This window comes from Pseudomonas sp. S2_E01, from assembly GCF_054668365.1.
Genome location: NZ_CP162762.1, coordinates 172266 through 193865, shown reverse-complemented (window position 1 = coordinate 193865; position 21600 = coordinate 172266). Strand labels below are relative to the sequence as shown.

The window sequence follows — 21600 nt, the reverse complement described above, 5'->3', positions numbered from 1 at the left end:
TCGAACCGTCGCGATGATGGATCAGACCCCGCGGGGTGCCAGGCTGCCCAGCGTTATCGTTGACGTCCATCGCGACGGTTCGACATGCTCGCTCCTACAGATACAGCTATCTTTAGCGGGTGGCGGTGATCAGCAGGTCGAACTCTTTGAGCAGTTTCTGCAACTGCCGGTCCCGCCCCTGGACATTGCGAGAGGCGAAGACCATCTCGGCCATTTCCTGAATGCCAGAAGCATTGGGCAGCGGCAAATCCTGCTCCAGGATCATTTTCATGCGGGGCAGGAAGATCCATTGCAGCCACTGTTCGAAGTCCAGTGTATCGACCGAAAAGGGCTCGACACTGGACAACGCCTCAGCAGGAGGCGAGACATCGTCCCACCAGCCCTGAACCCTCAGTTCGCGCTCGATCAGCAGCAAGTGTTCGGCAATTTTTGGAAAACGCACGTCCATCACGAAGAGACCTTGGCCTTCTGACGAGCCAGTGCCGCGCCAGCAGAGTCACCTTGCTTCTCACGCGCCTGAGCAATCAAATCCCACAGGCTGGCCTGAAGCGCCGGACGCCCATTGGCGAATGTCAGGCCACGACGGGCAAACTGTTCAGCTTGCGCTGCATCGCCTTGGGCCATGCGCACCTGCGCCAGGCGATAAAGCACTTGCGGCTCACGGGGCGCAACGCGCTGGGCCCGCTCCAGGCTGGAAGACGCGCCATTCAGGTCGCCGCCAGCCTGTTGCTGTTGAGCGGTGGTCAACAGCGCCAATACCGGACCGTCCAATTGCTCGTCGGCCGACAGGCCACCGGCGCTCGCGGAGGGAATGCCGCTCGGGGTCGACGGCATGCTGTAGCTGCCCTGGTTGATCGGCGCCGACGAAGTGTCGATTGGGCCAGGGGTAATCGGGCCCGAGCTCGAAGGGCCTGGCGTGATCGGCGAAGTGCTGATCGGCGCGGACGAAACGGCGCCGCCGCCCGGCACCATGACCACGACACCGGTATCACCCTGCGGGATGGCCTGGCTCTGAGACTGCACCGGACGCTGTACCGTCGTCTGCCGGAAACCCCCATTGGCCGAAACCCGCTCGCTGTTGGATACGGCACTGCCCGAATCCACCACGGGAATGGAGCCACGCTGTACGCTGGAACAACCGCTGAGCAAAGCCACGGCGGTCATCGCCGGAATCAACCACTTGTTCACTTCAAACCCTCATTGCTTAATTCATCCAGCCCTTGACCCAATCCATCACCGTTTCGCCGGAAGCAGGTTCGCCACCACAGGCGGCGCCGGGAGGCGGTTCGCTGCCGCGAATATACGGCATCTGCACGGCGCCTGGGCAATTGGCATCGGAGCCCTGCCCGGTTCGCGAGTCAACCCAGGCCTGAACGACGTTGTCCGGTTGCGGCATGTCCAGCGGCAGCGGGTCGGCTTTGCGCATGAAACTGGTCCAAACCTGCAGCGCGCCGGTGGCACCGGTAAACGGAGTCTTGCCGTTATCATCGCGTCCCAGCCAGACCACCGCCAGCAAGTCCTGGCTGAAGCCTGCGAACCAACTGTCTCGCGAATCGTTACTGGTCCCGGTCTTGCCTGCCAGAGTCAGGGTTTTCGGCAACACGTTGTACACCGAACTGCCCGTACCTTCGCGCATCACTCGCTGCATGGCGTTCTGGATCAGGTAAATGGATGCCGGATCGAAACGCTGTTGAATCTGGAAAGGATAACGCTTGAGCGGCTCGCCCTCAGCCGTCAGTACGCTGCGAATCCCGCGCATTGGCGTATTGAAACCACCGTTGGCGAGCGTCTGGTACATGGTGGCGACCTCGATCGGGGTCATGCCACCGGCCCCCAGCAACATCGACGGGAACGCCGGGAATTCCCGGCTCACACCCAGTCGGGCCACCGTTTTCAGGACGTTGGGCACGCCCACCGCCAACCCGAGACGTGCGGTCGACAGGTTGTAGGAATGCGCCAGGCCTTGATACAGGAAAACCGTGCCATGGGAGCGGCGATCATAGTTCTGCGGCTTCCAGACTTGCCCGTCAGCACCTTTGACCGAAAACGATTCGTCCGACAGCCAACTGGTCAAGGAGTACTGGCTCGGTTTTTCCAGGGCGGTCAGATAAACCGCCGGCTTGATCAGCGAACCAATCGGTCGTACCGCATCCAGCGCCCGGTTGAAGCCGGCGAAACTCGCCTGGCGACTGCCGATCATGGCCTGGACTTCCCCGGTTTCCGGGTTGGTCACCACCATCGCCGCTTCGACATCATCAGAACCTTTGCGCCCCGCCAGCCGTTTGAAGGTGTCGTTGACCGAGGCTTCGGCTTTCATCTGCAGAATCGGATCGAAACTGGTGAAGATCCGCAGGCCTTCTTCAGTCAAGTCTTCGTCGCGGTAGTCTTCACGCAACTGACGTTTGACCAGGTCGATAAAGCCTGGGAACGAGCTGTCGGCCAGCTTGCCGCGAGTGGTCACGCCCAACGGCATTTTCTTCGCCGCCGCGACTTGCTCCGCCGTGGCGACGCCCTGTTGCTCGAGCACATCGAGCACCAGGTTGCGACGCTCCAGTGCGCGCTCGGGATTGCGACGCGGGTTGTAGTAGGAAGGCCCCTTGACCATACCCACCAACATGGCCACCTGATGCAGTTTGAGTTCGGACAATGGCTGCCCGAAGAAGAACTGACTGGCCAGACCGAAACCGTGCACCGCACGCTGCCCATCCTGACCGACGAACACCTCGTTGAGGTAAGCCTCAAGGATTTCGCGCTTGTCGTAGTGCAGTTCCAGCAACATCGCCATCATGGCTTCGGTGAGTTTACGAGTCAGGCTGCGCTCGCTGGTCAGGTAGAAATTCTTCACCAACTGTTGCGTCAGCGTACTACCACCCTGGGTCATTTTGCCGCCGGAGGTATTGACCCAGACGGCCCGGGCAATCGATTTGGGTGATACGCCCCAGTGGCTGTAGAAATCACGGTCTTCCACGGCAACCAGTGTTTCGAGCAGGTACGGTGGAACCTGATCGAGCTTGATCAGGATGCGGTCTTCAAGATTTTTCGGGTAGATGCCGCCGATCAGTAGCGGTTCCAGGCGCACCACAGACAGTTTCGAACCGTTGGTCGCCGAGAGTTCGGCCACGTAGTCGCCGGAGAAACGCACGCGCACCGGTTGCGGCTTTTCCAAGCCTTCATAGAACTGGAACCCCCGCGTGTTCAGGTCAACGGTGTTGCCACTGACAGAGGCAGCACCGGGGCCATTGCTGACGCTTTCGCGGCGATAGCCCAGGGCATCGAGTTCCGTCAGGAAGTCTTCTTTACTCAACTTCTGGCCGGTAAACAGCTCAAGCGGACGGGCGTACACCTTCGCCGGGATCGTCCAGCGCTTGCCGGAGAACTTCTCCTGGACGATGGCATCGAGGTAAACGGCGAATCCGGCGAGGAGCACAAGGCCGACCAGACTGAGTTTAATGGCCCAGCCCAGCCAGGGGCGCAGGCCCCGGGAAGGTGGTTTTTTAGGGGTTCGGGGAGATCGAGTACGAGTCATGGCGCCGGATTATACGCAGTTTATTCATAGTCAACAGGAGCGCACCGAGGTTTGCGTCGGGCGGACTTGTGGACATAATGGCGGCCAATAAATTCCCCAGACTCTGAAGGAAAGCCTGTGAGCCAGTCCCTGATCGCCGCCCTGCAAAACCCGGCCCTTTACCCACATCCGGTAGACGGGTTCCAGGTCATCGAGACCCATATCTCCTGGGTCATTCTCACGGGCCCCTTCGCCTATAAAGTGAAAAAGCCGGTGAATTTCGGTTTTCTGGACTTCACCAGCCTGGATGCCCGTGAGCATTTCTGCGGCGAAGAACTGCGCCTGAACCAGCGCCTGACCGATGATCTGTATCTGGAAGTGTTGCCAATCACCGGCAGCATCGACGCGCCACAACTGGGGGGTGATGGTCCCGCGCTCGACTTCGCGCTCAAGATGCGCCAGTTCCCGCAGAGCCAGTTGCTCAGCACCCTGCAAGCCAACGGTGAACTGACCACCGCCCATATCGACGAGATGGCCGCGCAGATCGCCCAGTTCCACCTCAACGCACCGAAAGTGCCAGCCGAACATGAAGCCGGCACTCCCGACAGCGTCATGGCACCCGTGCGGCAGAACTTCGAACAGATCCGCCCATTCCTCAGCGACAAGGCCGACCTGCTGCAACTCGACGCGCTTCAAGCTTGGGCCGAAAGCAGTTTCGATCGCCTCCAACCGCTGTTTGCCCAACGCAAAGCCGATGGGTTCATCCGTGAATGCCACGGTGATATCCACCTTGGCAACGCCACTGTCATCGGCGGCAAGGTCGTGATCTTCGACTGCATCGAATTCAACGAACCGTTTCGCTTCACCGACGTGTATGCCGACACCGGCTTCCTGGCGATGGACCTTGAAGACCGTGGCTTGAAGTGCCTGGCCCGTCGTTTCGTCAGCCAGTACCTGGAGTTGACCGGCGACTACCAGGGCCTGGAAGTGTTGAATTTCTACAAGGCCTATCGCGCGCTGGTTCGCGCCAAGGTCAGCCTGTTCAGCATGCCGGCCGAGGCCGATGCGGTGCAACGCGCCACGACCCTGCGCCAATACCGCAACTACGCCAACCTGGCCGAAAGCTACAGCACCATTCCTTCGCGCTTCCTGGCCATTACCCACGGTGTGTCCGCTGTCGGCAAAAGCCATGTGGCCATGCGCCTGGTCGAGGCTCTGGGGGCAATCCGGCTGCGTTCCGACGTGGAACGCAAGCGCATGTTCGGTGAGCAAACGGTCAAGAACGATCCTCAAGCCGGTATCTATAGCGACGATTCCAGCGTCGCGACCTACGCCCGCCTGCATGAAATTGCCACCCAGATCCTGCGCGCCGGCTTCCCGGTAGTGATCGATGCCACCTACCTCAAGCGTGATCAGCGTGATGGCGCCGCGCAGATCGCCGAAGCCACTGGCGCGCCGTTCCTGATCCTTGACTGCAATGCGCCACAAGCCGTGATCGAAAGCTGGCTGGCGATGCGTCAGGCAGACAAGAACGATCCTTCCGACGCCAACCTGGCCGTGATCGCTGCTCAACAGGCCAATCGTGAAGCGCTGACGCCTGCCGAGATTCTGTGCAGCAAACGCGTCCAGACCAATGAAAGCGGAACCCTGGACACCGTTGTTGCACAAATCCGTCAACGCCTGCCAGGCCTGTAAAGCGTATTTCAGTCGTGAAGCCTTCCACGGCTTCACGACTGTAACGTGGTGGCACTATACTGGCGTCATAAAACCAACAGGTGACCTGACATGAGCCAGCCCAAACTACTCGACACTCCGCTGTATGCTTTGCTGCACAAAGACGACATCAAGGGTTTCAACAACGAACGCCCCAAAGACGGACCTGTCGATATGGTCGGGGGTGATTTCCGTGGCCTGGACCTGCGTGAGTTGAATGCCGAAGGCGTCGACTTCAGCAATGCCTATTTCCGTTCCGCCGACCTGCGCGGTATCGACTTCACACGCTCGAACCTGGAGGGTGCAAGCCTGGCTCACGCCCAAATTTCCGGTGCGTACTTCCCGCCCGAGCTGAGCGCCGACGAGATTCTGATGTCGATGAATTTCGGCACACGCCTGCGTTATCGCTCGCGCTGAAAATGACGGGTCAGTCCGGCGCCGCGCTGCGCTGGACTGAAGGTGTCTCGCCGACTGCCAACTGACTACTTCCTGCCTTCCCGACGCGATTTCATCCGTCTACGTCCCCTCCCCCGCATGCTTCTTAGAAGCATTTGCTCCAAAACCGACCAAACAATCACGCTTTTCCTACTGATGGCTACACTCCTCAGAAGCTCGCCCACGCACCGTTCGGCCGTCGCAAGGAGGCTTGATGAATGATGAACTGCAGCATCTGAAGAATCTTGGCAAGACGTCGGCGCAGTGGCTGCATGCCGTGGGTATCCATAGCGCCTCGGATTTGCGCCGCCTTGGCGCTGTGGATGCCTATCGGGCCGTGCGCACGCGCGGGTTCCGGGCATCGAAAGTGTTGCTGTACGCGATTGAGGGAGCTCTGATGGATGTGCACTGGAACGACATTCCCGCAGAGCGCAAGGAAGCCCTGAATAAGCAGTTGGATGCTATTTCGTCACGCCACAAGAACTGAACGAGCCCTGCCGCCATGTATTTGCTTGGGGAACAACCGGCTTACGCCGACGCACTGATCAACCGTCTGCAGAATATCCCGACACGCCTGCTGGAGCATTTGACCCCGTGCGGTCCGGTGCTGGAATTCCGCGCAGTCGAGGACCTGGCGGCCGACTTGCCGGGCGATCAGTTGTTTGTCTTGAAAAATGGCTTGCTGTACGGATGCATCGACGAACGCCCACTGTTTTACCTTCATGAAGGTGATCTGGTCGGCTTGCGCCAGGAGGCCGATCTGCCGCGCTGCCGCTTGCGCACCGACAGCCCGATCGCGCTGATACCCTATTTGCGTAGCGAAGTGTTCCGACATATTTACGCTGACTCACAACGCTCGGAACTGTTCGTGCAGTACATGGCCGGGCAGAACGCGCTGCTGTCCGACGCCGTCGCGCGCCTCAAACAACCGGAGTTTCGCAGCACCAACGGTTTTCAGCGCGTGGCGCGTGGCGACCTGCTGATCAATCAGGGCGATGAGGCGGATCATGTTTTCGTCATTATTGAAGGACACGCCGAAGCCTTCGTCGACGGACACAAGGTGGGCGACATCCCCAGGGACGAGATTTTCGGCGCCATGGCGGTGTTCACCGGCGAGAAACGCAACGCGAGCGTGATTGCCAGCGAACCCAGCACGGTCATGTTGATCCCCAAGGATCAGTTTTTGAGCCTCACCCGCAGCAATCCGAAGATCGCCCACAGCCTGATCGAGAGCATGGCGCGCAGAATTGGCTCGTTGAATAAACAGGTTACACATCTGAGCACGATGAAAAATTCGCCCTGACGCCAATGACTACGCGGCCTCGCATCGCTGGAACAACAATTTTCAAATAAATGCAGAATCAGTTGTTGACTCGGTAATGAGAATCGATATGATTATCACAACTGGTCGCGAGACTGGTCGATATTTGAAAAGCCCTTGGTTCGGACTCTCAGATATCTCCTCATCAGGCTAATCACGGTTATTTGACCCGGCTCTTGCCGGGTCTTTTTTTGCCTGAGAAAAAGCCGCGCTATTTGCCGAACTGCTCACGCATCTGCGCGCAATAATCCGGTGCCTGCGTGACGGGTGTGTACCAAACGTAATCGGCCATTGCCGCCGTCACCTCATTGCCCTGCTCAGCCAACATCAAAACCGTCGGTGCCTGGGCCGGGCCCAAATCCAGGACATGGATCGGCACCCCAACATCCTTGCGTGCGTGGTAAGCCCCCGCCAATAACAACGCTGGAGCAGGTGCCGCGATCAGGCGCTGCGCCATGCGGCGGTCGCGCTGTTGCTGCACGGCGAGCATGGCCGGCATTTGTGATTCAGGCAGCAGGCCGCAATGGGATTCGCTGACTTGCGCCAGCAACTGCGCCCTGACCGTTTCGGCATTCGTGCGCGATCCACTCAGGACCGGCGGCTTGGCATAGATAGCACGGACCTTGTTGGTGTCCAGATTGGCAGCCAGCAACGGATAAGGTTGGGTCAGGGCGAAACTGACGATTGGCCCGTACAGGTTCCAGTCCCAACCTGCCTGCCAGGCCAAGGCACCGGGCAAGTCTGCCGGCAAAGTCGGGGCCTGGCGCAGATCATCGACACGGGCCTGCTGATCCGGCGTGAGCATCTCCAGCAACAGGCTGCCTTGGGGTCGCTGATCTCCCATTGACTGCAACAACCATCGCTGCAGTTCATGATGATCGAGGTTGTCGTGCTGTTCACCCACGATCAATCGCGCCGATTTGGCCAGTTGCGACACAAGCTCTTGCGCGCTCAGCACTTGGCCAGTGCGCAAGTCGCGAATCTCGCCGACAACCTGCGGCGGTGCAGAAACGTGTTGGCAGGCACTCAGCAACAGCCCCGCCAGAATTACCCAGATACGCATGCGCTCACCCTGTGGTTTCAGCGGGCGATGATCAACGGATGCCCGCGCTCCGGATGCTGTTGAACCAATACGTCCAGACCGAATACGGACTTGAGCGGTCCTGGGCGCAGCACCTGTTCAGGTGTATCGAGCGCCACCGGACGCCCGCCTTCGAGTAACAACAGGCGGTCACAGTAACGCGCCGCCAGGTTCAGATCATGCAGGATCACCATGACCGCCGCACCGCGGTCAGCGAATTCGCGCACCGCCTGCAGGGTCGTGTGCTGGTGCAGCGGATCGAGCATCGAGGTCGGCTCGTCCAGCAGCAGGGTCTGCCCAACTTCGCCGGGCCAGAGTTGAGCCAGCACACGGGCCAGGTGCACCCGCTGACGCTCGCCACCGGACAATGCCAGATAACTGCGCCCCATCAAATGCCTGGCGTCGGCGGCCTGCAAGGCGGCCGCGACGATTTCGTCGTCCCGGAGTCGCCCGCTCTCATGCGGCAAGCGCCCCATACCGACCACTTCCTCCACGCGAAACGCGAAATCCAGGGTCGATACCTGCGGCAATACAGCCAGGCGCTGCGCACGGCGGGCGCCCGTCCATTCGCGCAACTCGCGATCGTCGAGCCACACGCTGGGTTGATCCGCGTGCAACTCACCTGCCAAGGCACTCAGCAGCGTACTTTTACCGGCTCCGTTCGGCCCCAGCACGCCGAGTACTTCACCGGGCTTGAGCTCAAGCGTGATGTCCGTCAGGACCCGTTGGTGCCCCCTATGGATGTGCAGATTTTGCGTTCGCAACATCAGGCACGCCCCCGCAGTAACAGATACAGAAAGAACGGCGCACCAATGAACGCCGTAACAATCCCGATCGGCAGCTCGGCCGGCGCCAACGCCAGGCGCGCCACCAGATCGGCCAAGAGGAGCAGGCTCGCCCCCGCCAGCACCGAAGCCGGCAACAGGACACGATGATCCGGGCCCGCCAGCAAGCGCACCAGATGCGGCACGACCAACCCGACGAAGCCGATCATTCCCGCCGCCGCCACCGCTGCCCCAACCCCCAGCGCCGTACAAAACACCAGCTCGCGCTTGAGTCCTTCGACATCGATGCCCAGGTGACCGGCCTCCGACTCGCCGAGCAACAACGCATTCAGCGCTCTGGCCCGGCGCGGCAGCCACAACGCCACGCCGACACTGATCAGCAACAATGGCCAAAGTCGCGAATAACTGGCGCCATTGAGGCTACCCAGGTTCCAGAACGTCAGCGTGCGCAAGGTCGCGTCATCCGCCAGATAGGTAAACAGCCCAACGGCGGAACCGGCCAGTGCGGTCAAGGCGATACCGGCCAGCAGCATGATCGCGACATGGGTCTGCCCATTTCGCCGGCCCAGTCGGTACACCAGCGCGGTCACGCCAAGACCACCGAGAAACGCGCACAGCGACAACAAATACGGCCCGGCGGATTCAGGCAACCCCCCAAAAGCCGAGCCGCCGACAATCGCGATCGCCGCACCCAAGGCCGCGCCGCTGGAAACGCCAACCAGGCCCGGATCAGCCAGCGGATTGCGAAACAGGCCTTGCATCGCCACACCCGACAGCGCCAATACGCCGCCCACCGCCAACCCGAGCAAGGTACGCGGTAGGCGAATCTGGCCCAGGATCAGTTCAGCCTGTTCCAGCCCATCGGCGGCAATCGGCAAACCGAGCATGCGCAACGTCGCGCGCAGGGTATCGAACAACGGCAGGCTGACTGGCCCCAGCGCCAGAGACAGCCAGATCGCCAGCACGCACAGGACACCCAGGCCAATGAACAAAGTCCGTGGTTTTACGAGTACGGTCATGGAGTGGCAGTGCCGGGGTAGAACAGATCACTGATGTTTTTCAAGGCAGCGGGCAATCGAGGGCCGAGTCCACCCACCAGAAGGGTCGGATCAAGTTCCATGACCCGCCCATCTTTAGCGGCACGGGTTGAGGACAGGATCGGATTTTCCTTGAACAACGCGGCACGCGCCGCTTCGCCAGTCAGGGCACGGTCAGCGAAGACCAATACTTCGGGGTCCAGGCTGATCAGGGATTCGTTGGAAAAAGGTTTGTAACCGGCGTGGGTCGCCAGATTATGCCCGCCGGCTTTCTGGATCAGCCAGTCGGCCGCGGTGTCCTTGCCGGCGATCAGGGGTTTGCCACCCGCATGCCCCACCAATAACAGCACCCCAGGCGACGATTGCGTCAACTGCGCCTTGGTGACGCGGACTTTCTGCTGGTCCAGTTGCTGTTGATAGTCCTGATACACCTGCGCAGCCTTGTCTTCAGCCCCCAGCAACTTGCCCAGGTGCTGCAGATTGCCTTGAAGCGTTGGCAGATCAGGCTGGGCGGAAAACAGTTCGACTTTTACCCCGGCAGTACGAATCTGCGACAGCACCGGCGGCGGCCCCATTTCCTCGGTGCCCACCAGAATGTGTGGGCGCAGGCTCAAGACACCTTCCGCCGACAGCTGCCGTTGATAGCCGATGCTCGGTAACGCCTTGAGAGATGGTGGGTGCTGGCTGGTGGTGTCGACTCCGACCAGTTTCGATTCGCCCCCCAGTTCACAGACCCATTCCGACAGGGCGCCTCCGGCACTGACCCAACGTTGTGGCAACTCGGCCGCCATGGCGTGATGGCTGGCGAAAAGTCCGACGCAAAGCGCAACAACGCGGGTACTCAGACGCATAAACGACTTCCTTTGAAAGGTTTTCCCAGACATTGAGATGTCAGGCCAAGTATCCTCGGCTCCGTGCACCTTTGTCCCACGGACAAGTCGGCCATTTGATAATTGTTTGCATTTGAACGTCAAGCTCGGACATATCCAGTCACGAGCCGTCGGCGTTGAGGAGAGTCATGAAGTTTCTCTGCGCCGGCACTGAGCTGGCCGATTCCAGCAGCCGCGGTTTCGACGTCGAGGGGCGGAAGCTGTTCGCCGTGCGTCGCAACGGCCTGGTCCATGTTTATCTCAACCGCTGCCCGCACCGTGGCGTAGGGCTGGAATGGACGCCCGACCAATTTCTCGACCCGAGTAACACCCTGATCCAGTGCGCCACCCATGGCGCATTGTTCCTGATTGAGGACGGCGAATGCGTGGCCGGCCCCTGCGCCGGACAATTTCTCACCGGCATTGATTGCCGCGAAGACGACCAGGGTATCTGGATCAGCGTCTAACGACCGAGCAACACGTCCAGTCGCCGCTCAACCCGCATTTCTTCATGGCTCAAGCGCACACCGTACGCCAGCACCTCGACTCCACACGCTACTGCTTCTCGCAATGCCGACGCGTAGGCCGCATCGATTTCGTCCGCTGGGCGCACGGCGTCGATATCGTTCAGGCACACGCAGTACAATTGCACAGCGCGGATGCCGTCCCTGGCCAGATGCGCCAGCTCACGCAAATGCTTGGCACCCCGCTGGGTCACCGCATCGGGAAACGCCGCAACGGATGATCCGTCGAAGCCCAGTGTCACGCTTTTGACCTCCACATAGGCGGGGCCACTCGGGTAGTCGAGACGAAAATCGATGCGACTTCGTTCCTGTCCGTAAGCCACTTCACGCTTGAGCTCGGTAAAACCAGCCAGTTCGGTGATGACGCCGCCACGCAGCGCCTCCTCGACCAAACCATTGGCACGTCCGGTATTTACGCAAAACAGCCGTCCTTGTGGGGTTTCACCGATTTCCCAAGTGCCCGTCAATTTGCGCTTCGGGTCGTTTGAGCGACTGAACCACACTTGACCGCCTTCAACCTGGCAATTAAGCATCGAGCCGGTATTCGGGCAATGTAGGGTGAGGAACTCGCCGTCAACGGTCTCGATATCGGCGAGAAACCGCTTGTAGCGCCGGATCAGGCGACCTTCTTCGAGGGGCGGGTGAAAACGCATCAGCCTTGCCAGCTCCGCAAGCCGCGAGCGATGCGCTCAACCGCTTCCTGTAGGCGCGGCAGACTCTGGGTGTAGGCAAACCGAACGTGATGGCTGGACTGGTAGCGCCCGAAATCGAGACCAGGCGTAATTGCAACATGCTCGGTTTCAAGGAAATGTTTACAGAACGCGAAGGCATCACCGCCGAACTGGCTGATATCGGCGTACAAATAGAAGGCGCCCTCAGGCTCCACGGCAATATTGAATCCCAGCTCACGCAGGGCCGGCAACAGGAAGTCCCGACGTCGGCCAAATTCGGCGCGGCGTTCTTCAAGAATATTAATAGTCGCCGGTTCGAAACAGGCCAAAGCCGCATGCTGGGCCACGCTTGGGGCACTGATGTAGAGGTTCTGGGCCAGTTTCTCCAGCTCACCTACCGCTGCCTCCGGTGCCACCAGCCAGCCCAGCCGCCAACCGGTCATGCCGAAATACTTGGAAAAACTATTCAGCACAAAGGCGTCGTCGTCGACTTCCAGGACGCTGGCGGCATCGGTGCCGTAAGTCAGGCCGTGGTAGATCTCGTCCACCACCAGATGACCGTGACGCGCCTTGATTGCATCGGATAACCCGGCCAGGTCGTCGCGGCTCAGGATCGTACCCGTCGGGTTGGCGGGCGAGGCCACCAGCGCACCGACGCTGTCTTTGTCCCAATGACGCTCGACGAGATCCGGCGTCAGTTGATATCGCACCTCGGGCCCCACAGGGACAAGCTGCGCCGCACCTTCGACCAGTCGCAGAAAATGCCGATTGCACGGGTAGCCCGGATCCGCCAGTAGCCAGTGTTTGCCCGGATCCACCAGCAAGGCACTGGCCAGCAGCAACGCGCCGGAGCCGCCGGGGGTAATGAGGATGCGCCGCGGATCGATACCCAAACCATAACGCTGCTGATAGAAACCCGAAATGGCCTCGCGCAGTTCTGGAATGCCGCGGGCGGCAGTGTAACGGGTCTTCCCTGCCGACAACGCCGCTTGGCCGGCCTGGATGATCGGCTCGGCGGTGGTGAAATCCGGCTCGCCGATTTCCAGATGAATCACATCAAAGCCGGCCGCTTGCAGTTCATTGGCCCGCGCCAGCAGCGCCATGACATGGAACGGTTCGATCGCGCGACTGCGGGCACTGTAGGACTGGGCCATTAGCCTTCCTTCAACAAAAGGGGAAAAACCGATTCTACCCAAGCGCGGGAACGAGCGAGAACCAAAAGCGGTCAGACACCTGGTACCCCTGGCCACAAACGACTCATACGCGTGCGCCAGGTTTGACTAAAATCATTACTTGATCAGGCCTCCATCGCCAGCAGACAAGGCTTTGCAATCATTTGCAAGCCCCACCGGGCCGTGACCTCGACATCCGGGAGTAGCGCGGTCCGACTTGATCTGTTAAGTTCGCCCGCTTGCAGCCGCAGGGCCGGCAGGTGCCGGTGATGGAGCAATCCTGCGCAGATGGATTACAAGAGTAGAGGCGGTCTATTTCATGTCCACCCAAGCAAAGCAACAGCCAATCAGCGGTTTCGAACCTTACGTTCAAACCAAGGGTGAGGAATACATGGGCAAGCCCATGCGCGCTCACTTCACCAAGGTCCTGAACAAGTGGAAACAGGACTTGATGCAGGAAGTCGACCGCACGGTTGATCACATGAAGGACGAAGCAGCCAACTTCCCGGACCCGGCAGACCGTGCCAGCCAGGAAGAAGAGTTTGCCCTCGAACTGCGCGCCCGCGACCGCGAGCGCAAGCTGATCAAGAAGATCGACAAGACTCTGCAACTGATCGAAGACGAAGAGTACGGCTGGTGCGAATCCTGCGGCGTCGAGATTGGCGTCAAGCGTCTGGAAGCCCGCCCTACCGCCGACATGTGTGTTGACTGCAAGACCCTGGCGGAAATCAAGGAAAAACAAGTCGGCAAGTAATGGCGATTTGAATGAAGAACGGAGCGTGCGAACGCTCCGTTTTTGTTTCTGATATTTACCCGCCCCTGTAGGAGCGTAAGCCTGAAAGATATCGCGCCATGAAATCCCGCACCTACATCGGACGCTTCGCCCCCACCCCAAGCGGACATCTGCATTTCGGTTCGCTGGTCGCCGCGCTGGCTTCGTACCTCGACGCCCGTGCAGTGGGTGGGCGTTGGCTGATGCGCATGGAAGATCTCGATCCGCCGCGGGAAGAGCCCGGCGCGCAGGCAGCCATTCTCCACGCCCTGGAAAGCTACGGTTTCGAGTGGGATGGCGAACTGGTCCGCCAGAGCGAGCGCCACGACGCGTACGCCAACATGCTCGATCAGTTGTTCAATCACGGCCTGGCGTACGCCTGCACCTGCTCGCGCAAACAGCTTGAGCCCTATCACGGCATTTATCCCGGGCTGTGCCGCAATGTCGGTCACAGTCCTGAAGGCGCAGCCATCCGTCTGCGCGTCCCCGAGCTCGAATATCACTTCATCGACCGCGTGCAGGGTGAGTACCGCCAGCACTTGGGCCGGGAGGTCGGTGACTTCGTGATCCGTCGCCGCGATGGCCTGTACGCCTATCAATTGGCGGTGGTGCTCGATGACGCCTGGCAGGGCATCACCGATATCGTTCGCGGCGCCGACCTGCTGGACTCTACCCCGCGCCAGTTGTACCTGCAGGAACTGCTCGGTCTGCGGCAGCCTCGTTATCTGCACATTCCTCTGATCACCCAGCCTGACGGCAACAAGCTCGGCAAGTCCTACCGCTCGCCGCCACTGACCAAAGATCAGGCAACCCCCTTATTGCTGCGGGCACTGCGGGCACTCGGGCAAAATCCCGGGACCGAACTGACCTACGGCACGCCCCGGGAAGTGTTGGACTGGGGCATCGCCCACTGGGATGCATCGAAGATCCCGCGCACACTCAACCTGCCCGAAGCGCAACTACAGTGATCAGGCTTGCAGTGGCTCACCCATCCGTTACCATCGCCGCACGTTTTCAGGCACGTGCATAAATAAAGAGAGGCCGGGATGTACATCTATCGCTTGGTCCTGCTCCTGGTAGTGGGGATCTATCTGTTCTCCCCAGCCATCATGGATTGGTGGATCGACGCCACAGGCGCCTGGTATCGCCCTTATCTGCTCTGGCTGATCCTGATCGTCGTGACCTTCATCCTGCAGAGCCAAAAAGATGCCGATGAGCTTTAGTCTGACCCAGATGATCCTGATCAGCGCCGCCTACCTGGCAGTGCTGTTTGGCGTGGCCTGGGTCAGCGAACGGGGCATGATCCCCCGGGCGATCATTCGCCACCCGCTGACGTACACCCTGTCGCTGGGGGTCTACGCCAGTGCATGGGCGTTTTACGGCACGGTTGGCCTGGCCTACCAGTATGGCTATGGCTTTCTGTCGAGTTACCTCGGGGTTTCCGGTGCATTCCTGCTGGCGCCGGTGTTGCTGTACCCAATCCTGAAAATCACCCGCACCTATCAGTTATCGTCACTGGCCGACCTGTTCGCGTTCCGCTTTCGCAGTACCTGGGCGGGCGCGCTGACCACCATCTTCATGTTGATCGGCGTGCTGCCGTTGCTGGCCCTGCAGATTCAAGCGGTGGCCGACTCCATCAGCATTCTCACCGGCGAACCGGTACAGCATCGCGTGGCGCTGAGCTTCTGCGCATTGATTACCCTGTTCACGATTTTCTTCGGTTCACGACACATCGCCACTCGCGAGAAGCATGAGGGCCTGGTGTTTGCGATTGCCTTTGAGTCGGTGATCAAGCTGATCGCCATTGGCGGTGTTGGCCTGTATGCCCTTTATGGTGTATTCGACGGCCCCCAACAGCTTGAGCTTTGGTTGCTGCAAAACCAGACCGCCCTCGCCGCCCTGCACACGCCCTTGCAGGAAGGCCCGTGGCGCACGTTGTTGCTGGTGTTCTTCGCGTCGGCGATCGTGATGCCGCACATGTACCACATGACCTTTACCGAAAACCTCAACCCGCGCTCGCTGGTCAGCGCGAGCTGGGGCTTGCCGCTGTTCCTGCTGTTGATGAGTCTGGCGGTGCCGCTGATTCTCTGGGCCGGACTGAAACTGGGTGCCACCACCAATCCTGAATTCTTCACCTTGGGCATCGGCATCGCCGCCAACAGTCCGGCCCTGGCGCTGCTGGCCTATGTCGGAGGGTTGTCGGCCGCCAGCGGCCTGATCATCGTCACCACCCTGGCCCTGTCCGGGATGGCCCTGAACCACCTGGTGCTGCCGCTTTACCAGCCCCCTGCCGAAGGCAACATCTATCGCTGGCTGAAGTGGACCCGCCGCGCCTTGATCGTCGCGATCATCATGGCCGGCTACGGTTTCTACCTGCTGCTGGGGGCCGAGCAGGACCTTGCAAACCTGGGCATCGTCGCGTTCGTCGCCACCCTGCAGTTCCTGCCTGGCGTGTTGTCGGTCCTGTACTGGCCGACCGCCAACCGTCGCGGCTTCATCGCCGGCCTGCTGGCGGGGATATTGGTGTGGCTGATCACCATGCTGTTACCCCTGGTGGGCAACCTTCAGGGTTTCTACATTCCGCTGCTGAACATGATCTACGTGCTGGACGACACCAGTTGGCACATGGCGGCCATCGCATCGCTGGCCGCCAACGTGCTGATGTTCACCCTGATTTCACTGTTCACCAACGCCAGCACCGAAGAGGCCAGCGCCGCCGAAGCCTGCGCGGTCGACAACGTGCGTCGCCCGCAACGCCGGGAACTGCATGCCGCCTCGCCCCAGGAATTCGCCACGCAACTGGCCAAGCCCCTGGGTGCCAAGGCGGCACAGAAGGAAGTCGAACAGGCCCTGCGCGATCTCTATCTGCCGTTCGACGAACGCCGGCCGTATGCCCTGCGCCGCTTGCGGGACCGGATCGAAGCCAACCTCTCCGGCCTGATGGGGCCGAGCGTGGCACAAGACATGGTCGAAACCTTCCTGCCGTACAAGGCTGGCGGCGAAAACTACGTCACCGAAGACATTCATTTCATCGAAAGTCGCCTTGAGGATTATCACTCGCGCCTGACCGGCCTGGCCGCCGAACTCGACGCCCTGCGCCGCTACCACCGCCAGACCCTGCAGGAATTGCCCATGGGCGTTTGCTCCCTGGCCAAGGACCAGGAAATCCTCATGTGGAACAAGGCCATGGAGGAGCTCACCGGCATCGCCGCGCAACGCGTGGTCGGTTCGCGCCTGAGCACCATTACCGAACCGTGGAAGGGCCTGCTGCAAGGTTTCATCAACGTGCCGGACGAGCACTTGCACAAGCAGCACCTGGCTCTCGATGGCCAGACCCGCTGGCTCAACCTGCACAAGGCGGCCATCGATGAACCACTCGCGCCGGGCAACAGCGGGCTGGTACTGCTGGTCGAAGACCTGACCGAAACCCAGATGCTCGAAGACAAACTGGTGCACTCCGAGCGTCTGGCCAGCATCGGCCGTCTCGCAGCGGGCGTGGCCCATGAGATCGGCAACCCGATTACCGGCATTGCCTGCCTGGCTCAGAATCTGCGCGAAGAGCGTGAGGAAGATGGCGAGCTCAAGGAAATCAGCGGCCAGATCATCGAGCAGACCAAACGCGTGTCGCGCATCGTCCAGTCATTGATGAGCTTCGCCCATGCCGGGAGCCATCAGCACAACGATGAAGCCGTCTGTCTGGCCGAGGTGGCCCAGGATGCCATCGGCCTGCTGGCGCTGAACCGACGCAATTTCGAGGTACAGTTCTACAACCTGTGCGATCCCGAGCACTGGGTCGAAGGCGATCCGCAACGACTCGCCCAGGTCCTCATCAATTTGCTCTCAAACGCCCGTGACGCCTCGCCTCCGGGCAGCGCGGTGCGGGTCAAGAGCGAAGCCTACGAACACACGGTCGACCTGATCGTCGAAGACGAAGGCAGTGGCATACCCAAGAACATCATGGACCGACTGTTCGAGCCTTTCTTCACCACCAAGGACCCTGGCGAAGGCACCGGTCTGGGCCTTGCACTGGTCTATTCCATCGTTGAAGAGCATTATGGACAAATCACCATCGACAGCCCGGCTGATGTTCAAAGCCAACGCGGCACCCGTATCAGGGTCACTTTGCCGCGTCATGTCGAAGCGACGTCCGCTGTGAACTGAGACCGTCGAGAGTATCGAATCAATGCCGCACATTTTGATCGTCGAAGACGAAACCATTATCCGCTCCGCCTTGCGCCGCCTGCTGGAACGTAACCAGTACCAGGTCAGCGAAGCCGGTTCAGTGCAGGAAGCACAAGAACGCTTCACTATTCCCACGTTCGACCTGATCGTCAGTGACCTGCGCCTTCCGGGCGCGCCGGGGACTGAACTGATCAAGCTTGGCCAAGGCACTCCGGTGCTGATCATGACCAGCTACGCCAGCCTGCGCTCGGCGGTCGACTCGATGAAGATGGGCGCGGTGGACTACATCGCCAAACCCTTCGACCACGATGAAATGCTCCAGGCCGTTGCACGCATCCTGCGTGACCGGCAATCGGCACCGGCCGGCGGCGAAACGGTAGCGGGCAAAGCTGCCAATGGTGCGGCCAAACCGGGCACCGACAACAGCAATGGCGAAATCGGCATCATTGGCTCATGCCCACCGATGCAGGACCTCTACGGCAAGATTCGCAAAGTCGCACCGACCGACTCCAATGTGCTGATCCAGGGCGAGTCCGGCACCGGCAAGGAATTGGTGGCGCGTGCCCTGCACAACTTGTCCAGGCGCGCCAAGGCACCGATGATCTCGGTGAACTGTGCAGCCATTCCGGAAAGCCTGATCGAGTCCGAACTGTTCGGCCACGAGAAAGGTGCCTTTACCGGTGCAAGCGCCGGGCGTGCCGGCCTGGTGGAAGCTGCGGACGGCGGCACGCTGTTCCTTGACGAAATCGGTGAATTGCCACTCGAAGCCCAGGCTCGTCTGCTGCGCGTGTTGCAGGAAGGCGAGATACGCCGGGTCGGCTCCGTGCAGTCGCAGAAGGTCGACGTGCGCCTGATCGCCGCGACCCACCGCGACCTCAAGAGCCTGGCGAAAATCGGCCAGTTCCGTGAGGACCTGTACTACCGCCTGCACGTGATTGCGCTGAAACTGCCGGCATTGCGCGAACGCGGCGCCGACGTCAACGAAATCGCCAATGCGTTCCTGGCACGCCAAAGTGCGCGCATCAACCGCACCGACCTGAAGTTTGCCCCTGACGCGGAGCAGGCCATCCGTCACTATTCGTGGCCGGGTAACGTGCGCGAGCTGGAAAACGCAGTCGAACGCGCGGTCATCCTAAGCGAGAGCCCGGAGATTTCCGCCGAGCTGCTGGGCATCGACATCGAACTGGGCGATCTTGAAGACGACGAGTTCATCGGCCTGGCGCCGCAACAGGGCAATGGCGCTGCCAGCAGCAGCCATGAGCCGACCGAGGACCTGTCGCTGGAGGACTACTTCCAGCACTTCGTTCTTGAGCATCAGGACCACATGACCGAGACCGAGCTGGCGCGCAAACTGGGGGTCAGTCGCAAATGCCTGTGGGAGCGCCGTCAGCGCCTGGGCATTCCGCGGCGCAAGACCGGGGTGGCCAGCGAGAGCTGAACGTCACCTGAAGGGTGCGCCAGTAACACATGACTTTGTGAAAAAACTGTTACCGCAGGCTTTTCGCGTAACAGAAGCCGGGGCTTACGGTAACGAAGCCCCGTTTTTTTTTGACCTCAAAAAACCGACCGCGAGGGTGTAAGCCCTTGTTTTACTGGGGTTCGCAAAAGTTGGCACGCACCCTGCTATATGTTTGGTACAAGAACAATAACAAGCAATGCATAAGACAATAAAAATAAGACGAATCGACTCACGCACAATAAAAACAAGACGGCGAGAGGCGCAGCTAACTGATTCTTTTGGAGAGGCGTTGTATTTGGGGCGTGCCCCACGACCAGGCCGAGAACAACAAAAACTGTCCTAAGACAGAGCCTGAACTGGTTGGATCGCAAGATCACTGCAACACAGCGACCAAAGCAATCCGTTTGCTCTTGGCTCCCGATTGGGAGGGTCATGAAGGAAAAGCTTCATGACGAGGGCACTCAACAAAAACAAAAAGCCCGAAACCAATAACAAAAATAGAGCATGCAACTACTTCTTGGGGAGCTTCGGCTCCCCTTGTAGTTTCCGTCTTCCGGACCTCTTCCTACGGTGTCCTACACCATCCTCTGACTAAATGCTAGAATCCCCGCCCATCATGCGGTCATTCTTCGTTTTGGCCGAACATTCCTTCAAACAGTGCATCCCATGCTGAAGAAGCTGTTCCAGTCATTCCGTTCTCCCAAGCGTATTACGCAACACATCCGCAGCACGCCTGAAGTGCTTAACAGCGGCCAACATTCGCTGCAAAAGGCGCAATTCAGCCGCTACGCGGTGAACATTGTCGAACGCCTGCAGAGCGCCGGTTACCAGGCTTACCTGGTCGGTGGCTGCGTGCGCGACATGCTGCTGGGCATCACGCCCAAAGACTTCGACGTCGCCACCAGCGCCACGCCCGAGCAAGTTCGCGCCGAATTCCGGAATGCGCGCATCATCGGTCGTCGCTTCAAGCTGGTGCACATCCATTTCGGTCGTGAAATCATCGAAGTCGCGACCTTCCGCGCCAATCACCCGCAAAACGACGAGGAAGAAGACAGCAACCAGTCCTCGCGCAACGAGAGCGGACGCATCCTGCGCGATAACGTCTATGGCACCCTGGAGGAGGACGCACAACGTCGCGACTTCACCATCAACGCCCTCTATTACGACCCGGTCAGCGAGCGCATCCTTGATTACGCCAACGGCGTACACGATATCCGCAATCACCTGATCCGCCTGATCGGCGACCCGAAGCAGCGTTACCAGGAAGACCCGGTGCGGATGCTGCGGGCCGTGCGTTTTGCCGCCAAGCTCAATTTCGGCATTGAAAAGCACAGTGCCCAGCCGATCCGTGACCTGGCACCGATGCTGCGCGAGATCCCGTCGGCGCGTCTGTTCGAAGAAGTGCTGAAGTTGTTCCTCTCCGGCCATGCCGCCGACACATTCGAGATGCTGGTCGACCTGCAATTGTTCGATCCGCTGTTCCCGGCGAGCGCCGAGGCACTGGAATACAACCCGACGTACACACACACGCTGATCAGTGAAGCGTTGATCAACACCGATCTGCGCATCAAGCAGAACAAACCGGTGACCCCCGCGTTCCTTTTTGCCGCCTTGCTCTGGCCTGCCCTGCCTGCTCGCGTCTTGCGCCTGCAAGAGCGTGGCATGCCGCCAATCCCGGCGATGCAGGAAGCCGCTCACGAACTGATTGCCGAACAATGCCAGCGCATCGCGATTCCGAAGCGATTCACCCTGCCCATCCGTGAAATCTGGGACATGCAGGAACGCCTGCCGCGACGCAGCGGCAAACGCGCCGACCTGTTGCTGGACAACCCGCGATTCCGCGCCGGTTACGACTTCCTGCTGCTGCGTGAAAGCGCGGGCGAGCAGACCGACGGCCTGGGTGAATGGTGGACCGACTATCAGGATGCCAACGACAGCGAACGTCGCGACATGATCCGCGACCTCGGCGGCAAGGACGATGGCGCCCCCGGGGCTCCCCGCAAACGTCGTCGCAGCACCGGTGCCAAGCGCAAACGAGCGGCTGGTGCACCGAGCGCATCGGGCGAGTAGCGCC

20 protein-coding genes are annotated in these 21600 nt (G+C 60.2%); 11 read left to right on the top strand and 9 right to left on the bottom strand.

What is annotated here, in order from left to right; translation table 11 throughout:
* Nucleotides 1-112: 112 nt before the first annotated feature.
* Genes AB4O36_RS00945 through mrcB form a run of 3 tightly spaced genes read right to left on the bottom strand, consistent with a single transcriptional unit; the run spans nt 113 to nt 3526 of the window.
* A complete protein-coding gene (locus AB4O36_RS00945; protein ID WP_460120850.1) occupies nt 113-448 on the bottom strand; it encodes a YqcC family protein in 336 nt (111 codons plus the stop codon).
* Nucleotides 448-1188 (bottom strand): tetratricopeptide repeat protein, encoded by a 741-nt coding sequence (locus AB4O36_RS00940; protein WP_460140898.1) that lies wholly within the window; start codon nt 1186-1188, stop codon nt 448-450. The genes AB4O36_RS00945 and AB4O36_RS00940 overlap by 1 nt, the downstream gene beginning before the upstream one ends.
* Nucleotides 1189-1204: 16 nt before the next feature.
* Nucleotides 1205-3526, bottom strand: a complete 2322-nt coding sequence (gene mrcB / locus AB4O36_RS00935; protein ID WP_460140897.1) for a penicillin-binding protein 1B — start codon at nt 3524-3526, stop codon at nt 1205-1207.
* A 117-nt stretch (nt 3527-3643) separates the two neighbouring features.
* Between mrcB and AB4O36_RS00930 the strand changes: the two genes are divergently transcribed.
* From AB4O36_RS00930 to AB4O36_RS00915, 4 genes are all read left to right on the top strand, one after another.
* Entirely contained in the window at nt 3644-5200 is a 1557-nt protein-coding gene (locus AB4O36_RS00930) for a bifunctional aminoglycoside phosphotransferase/ATP-binding protein (RefSeq protein WP_460140896.1), read from the top strand.
* 90 nt (nt 5201-5290) lie between these two features.
* Complete coding sequence (locus AB4O36_RS00925; protein ID WP_460120842.1) at nt 5291-5635, top strand: pentapeptide repeat-containing protein; 345 nt, start codon at nt 5291-5293, stop codon at nt 5633-5635.
* A gap of 232 nt (nt 5636-5867) precedes the next feature.
* Nucleotides 5868-6140 carry a TfoX/Sxy family protein gene (locus tag AB4O36_RS00920; protein ID WP_009050884.1) on the top strand — a complete coding sequence of 91 codons (273 nt, stop codon included), beginning with the start codon at nt 5868-5870 and terminating at the stop codon, nt 6138-6140.
* Between the two features lie 15 nt (nt 6141-6155).
* Nucleotides 6156-6956 (top strand): Crp/Fnr family transcriptional regulator, encoded by an 801-nt coding sequence (locus tag AB4O36_RS00915; protein WP_460120840.1) that lies wholly within the window; start codon nt 6156-6158, stop codon nt 6954-6956.
* A gap of 229 nt (nt 6957-7185) precedes the next feature.
* Here the strand turns inward: AB4O36_RS00915 and AB4O36_RS00910 are convergent, their stop codons facing one another.
* Genes AB4O36_RS00910 through AB4O36_RS00895 form a run of 4 tightly spaced genes read right to left on the bottom strand, consistent with a single transcriptional unit; the run spans nt 7186 to nt 10728 of the window.
* Nucleotides 7186-8037, bottom strand: a complete 852-nt coding sequence (locus AB4O36_RS00910; protein ID WP_460140895.1) for a ChaN family lipoprotein — start codon at nt 8035-8037, stop codon at nt 7186-7188.
* A 17-nt stretch (nt 8038-8054) separates the two neighbouring features.
* Nucleotides 8055-8822, bottom strand: coding sequence for a heme ABC transporter ATP-binding protein (locus AB4O36_RS00905; RefSeq protein WP_460140894.1), 768 nt, complete (start codon nt 8820-8822; stop codon nt 8055-8057).
* On the bottom strand, nt 8822-9805 hold the full coding sequence (locus AB4O36_RS00900; RefSeq protein WP_460126893.1) for a FecCD family ABC transporter permease: 984 nt from the start codon (nt 9803-9805) through the stop codon (nt 8822-8824). The genes AB4O36_RS00905 and AB4O36_RS00900 overlap by 1 nt, the downstream gene beginning before the upstream one ends.
* A 50-nt stretch (nt 9806-9855) precedes the next feature.
* Nucleotides 9856-10728 (bottom strand): heme/hemin ABC transporter substrate-binding protein, encoded by an 873-nt coding sequence (locus AB4O36_RS00895; protein WP_460140893.1) that lies wholly within the window; start codon nt 10726-10728, stop codon nt 9856-9858.
* A gap of 167 nt (nt 10729-10895) precedes the next feature.
* Here AB4O36_RS00895 and AB4O36_RS00890 point away from each other — a divergent pair, with 167 nt between their 5' ends.
* On the top strand, nt 10896-11213 hold the full coding sequence (locus tag AB4O36_RS00890; RefSeq protein WP_460120835.1) for a Rieske (2Fe-2S) protein: 318 nt from the start codon (nt 10896-10898) through the stop codon (nt 11211-11213).
* On the opposite strand, the gene sfsA is transcribed toward AB4O36_RS00890, so the two are convergent.
* Nucleotides 11210-11923: a DNA/RNA nuclease SfsA gene (sfsA, locus tag AB4O36_RS00885; protein ID WP_460120833.1), complete on the bottom strand. Its 714-nt coding sequence runs from the start codon at nt 11921-11923 to the stop codon at nt 11210-11212. The two genes, AB4O36_RS00890 and sfsA, sit on opposite strands and share 4 nt — an antisense overlap.
* Complete coding sequence (locus tag AB4O36_RS00880) at nt 11923-13095, bottom strand: pyridoxal phosphate-dependent aminotransferase (protein ID WP_460120832.1); 1173 nt, start codon at nt 13093-13095, stop codon at nt 11923-11925. Before AB4O36_RS00880 ends, sfsA begins: the two co-directional genes overlap by 1 nt.
* Nucleotides 13096-13432: 337 nt before the next feature.
* Here AB4O36_RS00880 and dksA point away from each other — a divergent pair, with 337 nt between their 5' ends.
* The 6 genes from dksA (at nt 13433) to AB4O36_RS00850 (ending at nt 21596) form a co-directional block, all read left to right on the top strand.
* The gene (dksA, locus tag AB4O36_RS00875; RefSeq protein ID WP_460120830.1) at nt 13433-13867 is read left to right on the top strand and encodes an RNA polymerase-binding protein DksA; all 435 of its coding nucleotides are present in this window, start codon (nt 13433-13435) and stop codon (nt 13865-13867) included.
* Between the two features lie 98 nt (nt 13868-13965).
* On the top strand, nt 13966-14853 hold the full coding sequence (gene gluQRS / locus AB4O36_RS00870) for a tRNA glutamyl-Q(34) synthetase GluQRS (protein ID WP_460120828.1): 888 nt from the start codon (nt 13966-13968) through the stop codon (nt 14851-14853).
* 78 nt (nt 14854-14931) lie between these two features.
* On the top strand, nt 14932-15108 hold the full coding sequence (locus tag AB4O36_RS00865) for a hypothetical protein (RefSeq protein WP_003176118.1): 177 nt from the start codon (nt 14932-14934) through the stop codon (nt 15106-15108).
* Nucleotides 15092-18046: a sensor histidine kinase gene (locus AB4O36_RS00860; protein ID WP_460120827.1), complete on the top strand. Its 2955-nt coding sequence runs from the start codon at nt 15092-15094 to the stop codon at nt 18044-18046. Before AB4O36_RS00865 ends, AB4O36_RS00860 begins: the two co-directional genes overlap by 17 nt.
* 22 nt (nt 18047-18068) lie before the next feature.
* Nucleotides 18069-19505, top strand: coding sequence for a sigma-54-dependent transcriptional regulator (locus AB4O36_RS00855; RefSeq protein ID WP_460120825.1), 1437 nt, complete (start codon nt 18069-18071; stop codon nt 19503-19505).
* A gap of 687 nt (nt 19506-20192) precedes the next feature.
* Nucleotides 20193-21596: a polynucleotide adenylyltransferase PcnB gene (locus AB4O36_RS00850; RefSeq protein ID WP_460140892.1), complete on the top strand. Its 1404-nt coding sequence runs from the start codon at nt 20193-20195 to the stop codon at nt 21594-21596.
* Nucleotides 21597-21600: the final 4 nt, after the last annotated feature.

What these genes read in the sequence shown, in the direction of transcription:
- AB4O36_RS00945 (WP_460120850.1), bottom strand. Translation starts at nt 448, where the DNA reads ATGGACGTGCGTTTTCCAAAAATTGCCGAACACTTGCTGCTGATCGAG.
- mrcB (WP_460140897.1), bottom strand. Translation starts at nt 3,526, where the DNA reads ATGACTCGTACTCGATCTCCCCGAACCCCTAAAAAACCACCTTCCCGG.
- AB4O36_RS00925 (WP_460120842.1), top strand. Translation starts at nt 5,291, where the DNA reads ATGAGCCAGCCCAAACTACTCGACACTCCGCTGTATGCTTTGCTGCAC.
- AB4O36_RS00920 (WP_009050884.1), top strand. Translation starts at nt 5,868, where the DNA reads ATGAATGATGAACTGCAGCATCTGAAGAATCTTGGCAAGACGTCGGCG.
- AB4O36_RS00915 (WP_460120840.1), top strand. Translation starts at nt 6,156, where the DNA reads ATGTATTTGCTTGGGGAACAACCGGCTTACGCCGACGCACTGATCAAC.
- AB4O36_RS00910 (WP_460140895.1), bottom strand. Translation starts at nt 8,037, where the DNA reads ATGCGTATCTGGGTAATTCTGGCGGGGCTGTTGCTGAGTGCCTGCCAA.
- AB4O36_RS00905 (WP_460140894.1), bottom strand. Translation starts at nt 8,822, where the DNA reads ATGTTGCGAACGCAAAATCTGCACATCCATAGGGGGCACCAACGGGTC.
- AB4O36_RS00895 (WP_460140893.1), bottom strand. Translation starts at nt 10,728, where the DNA reads ATGCGTCTGAGTACCCGCGTTGTTGCGCTTTGCGTCGGACTTTTCGCC.
- AB4O36_RS00890 (WP_460120835.1), top strand. Translation starts at nt 10,896, where the DNA reads ATGAAGTTTCTCTGCGCCGGCACTGAGCTGGCCGATTCCAGCAGCCGC.
- sfsA (WP_460120833.1), bottom strand. Translation starts at nt 11,923, where the DNA reads ATGCGTTTTCACCCGCCCCTCGAAGAAGGTCGCCTGATCCGGCGCTAC.
- AB4O36_RS00880 (WP_460120832.1), bottom strand. Translation starts at nt 13,095, where the DNA reads ATGGCCCAGTCCTACAGTGCCCGCAGTCGCGCGATCGAACCGTTCCAT.
- dksA (WP_460120830.1), top strand. Translation starts at nt 13,433, where the DNA reads ATGTCCACCCAAGCAAAGCAACAGCCAATCAGCGGTTTCGAACCTTAC.
- gluQRS (WP_460120828.1), top strand. Translation starts at nt 13,966, where the DNA reads ATGAAATCCCGCACCTACATCGGACGCTTCGCCCCCACCCCAAGCGGA.
- AB4O36_RS00865 (WP_003176118.1), top strand. Translation starts at nt 14,932, where the DNA reads ATGTACATCTATCGCTTGGTCCTGCTCCTGGTAGTGGGGATCTATCTG.
- AB4O36_RS00860 (WP_460120827.1), top strand. Translation starts at nt 15,092, where the DNA reads ATGCCGATGAGCTTTAGTCTGACCCAGATGATCCTGATCAGCGCCGCC.
- AB4O36_RS00855 (WP_460120825.1), top strand. Translation starts at nt 18,069, where the DNA reads ATGCCGCACATTTTGATCGTCGAAGACGAAACCATTATCCGCTCCGCC.
- AB4O36_RS00850 (WP_460140892.1), top strand. Translation starts at nt 20,193, where the DNA reads ATGCTGAAGAAGCTGTTCCAGTCATTCCGTTCTCCCAAGCGTATTACG.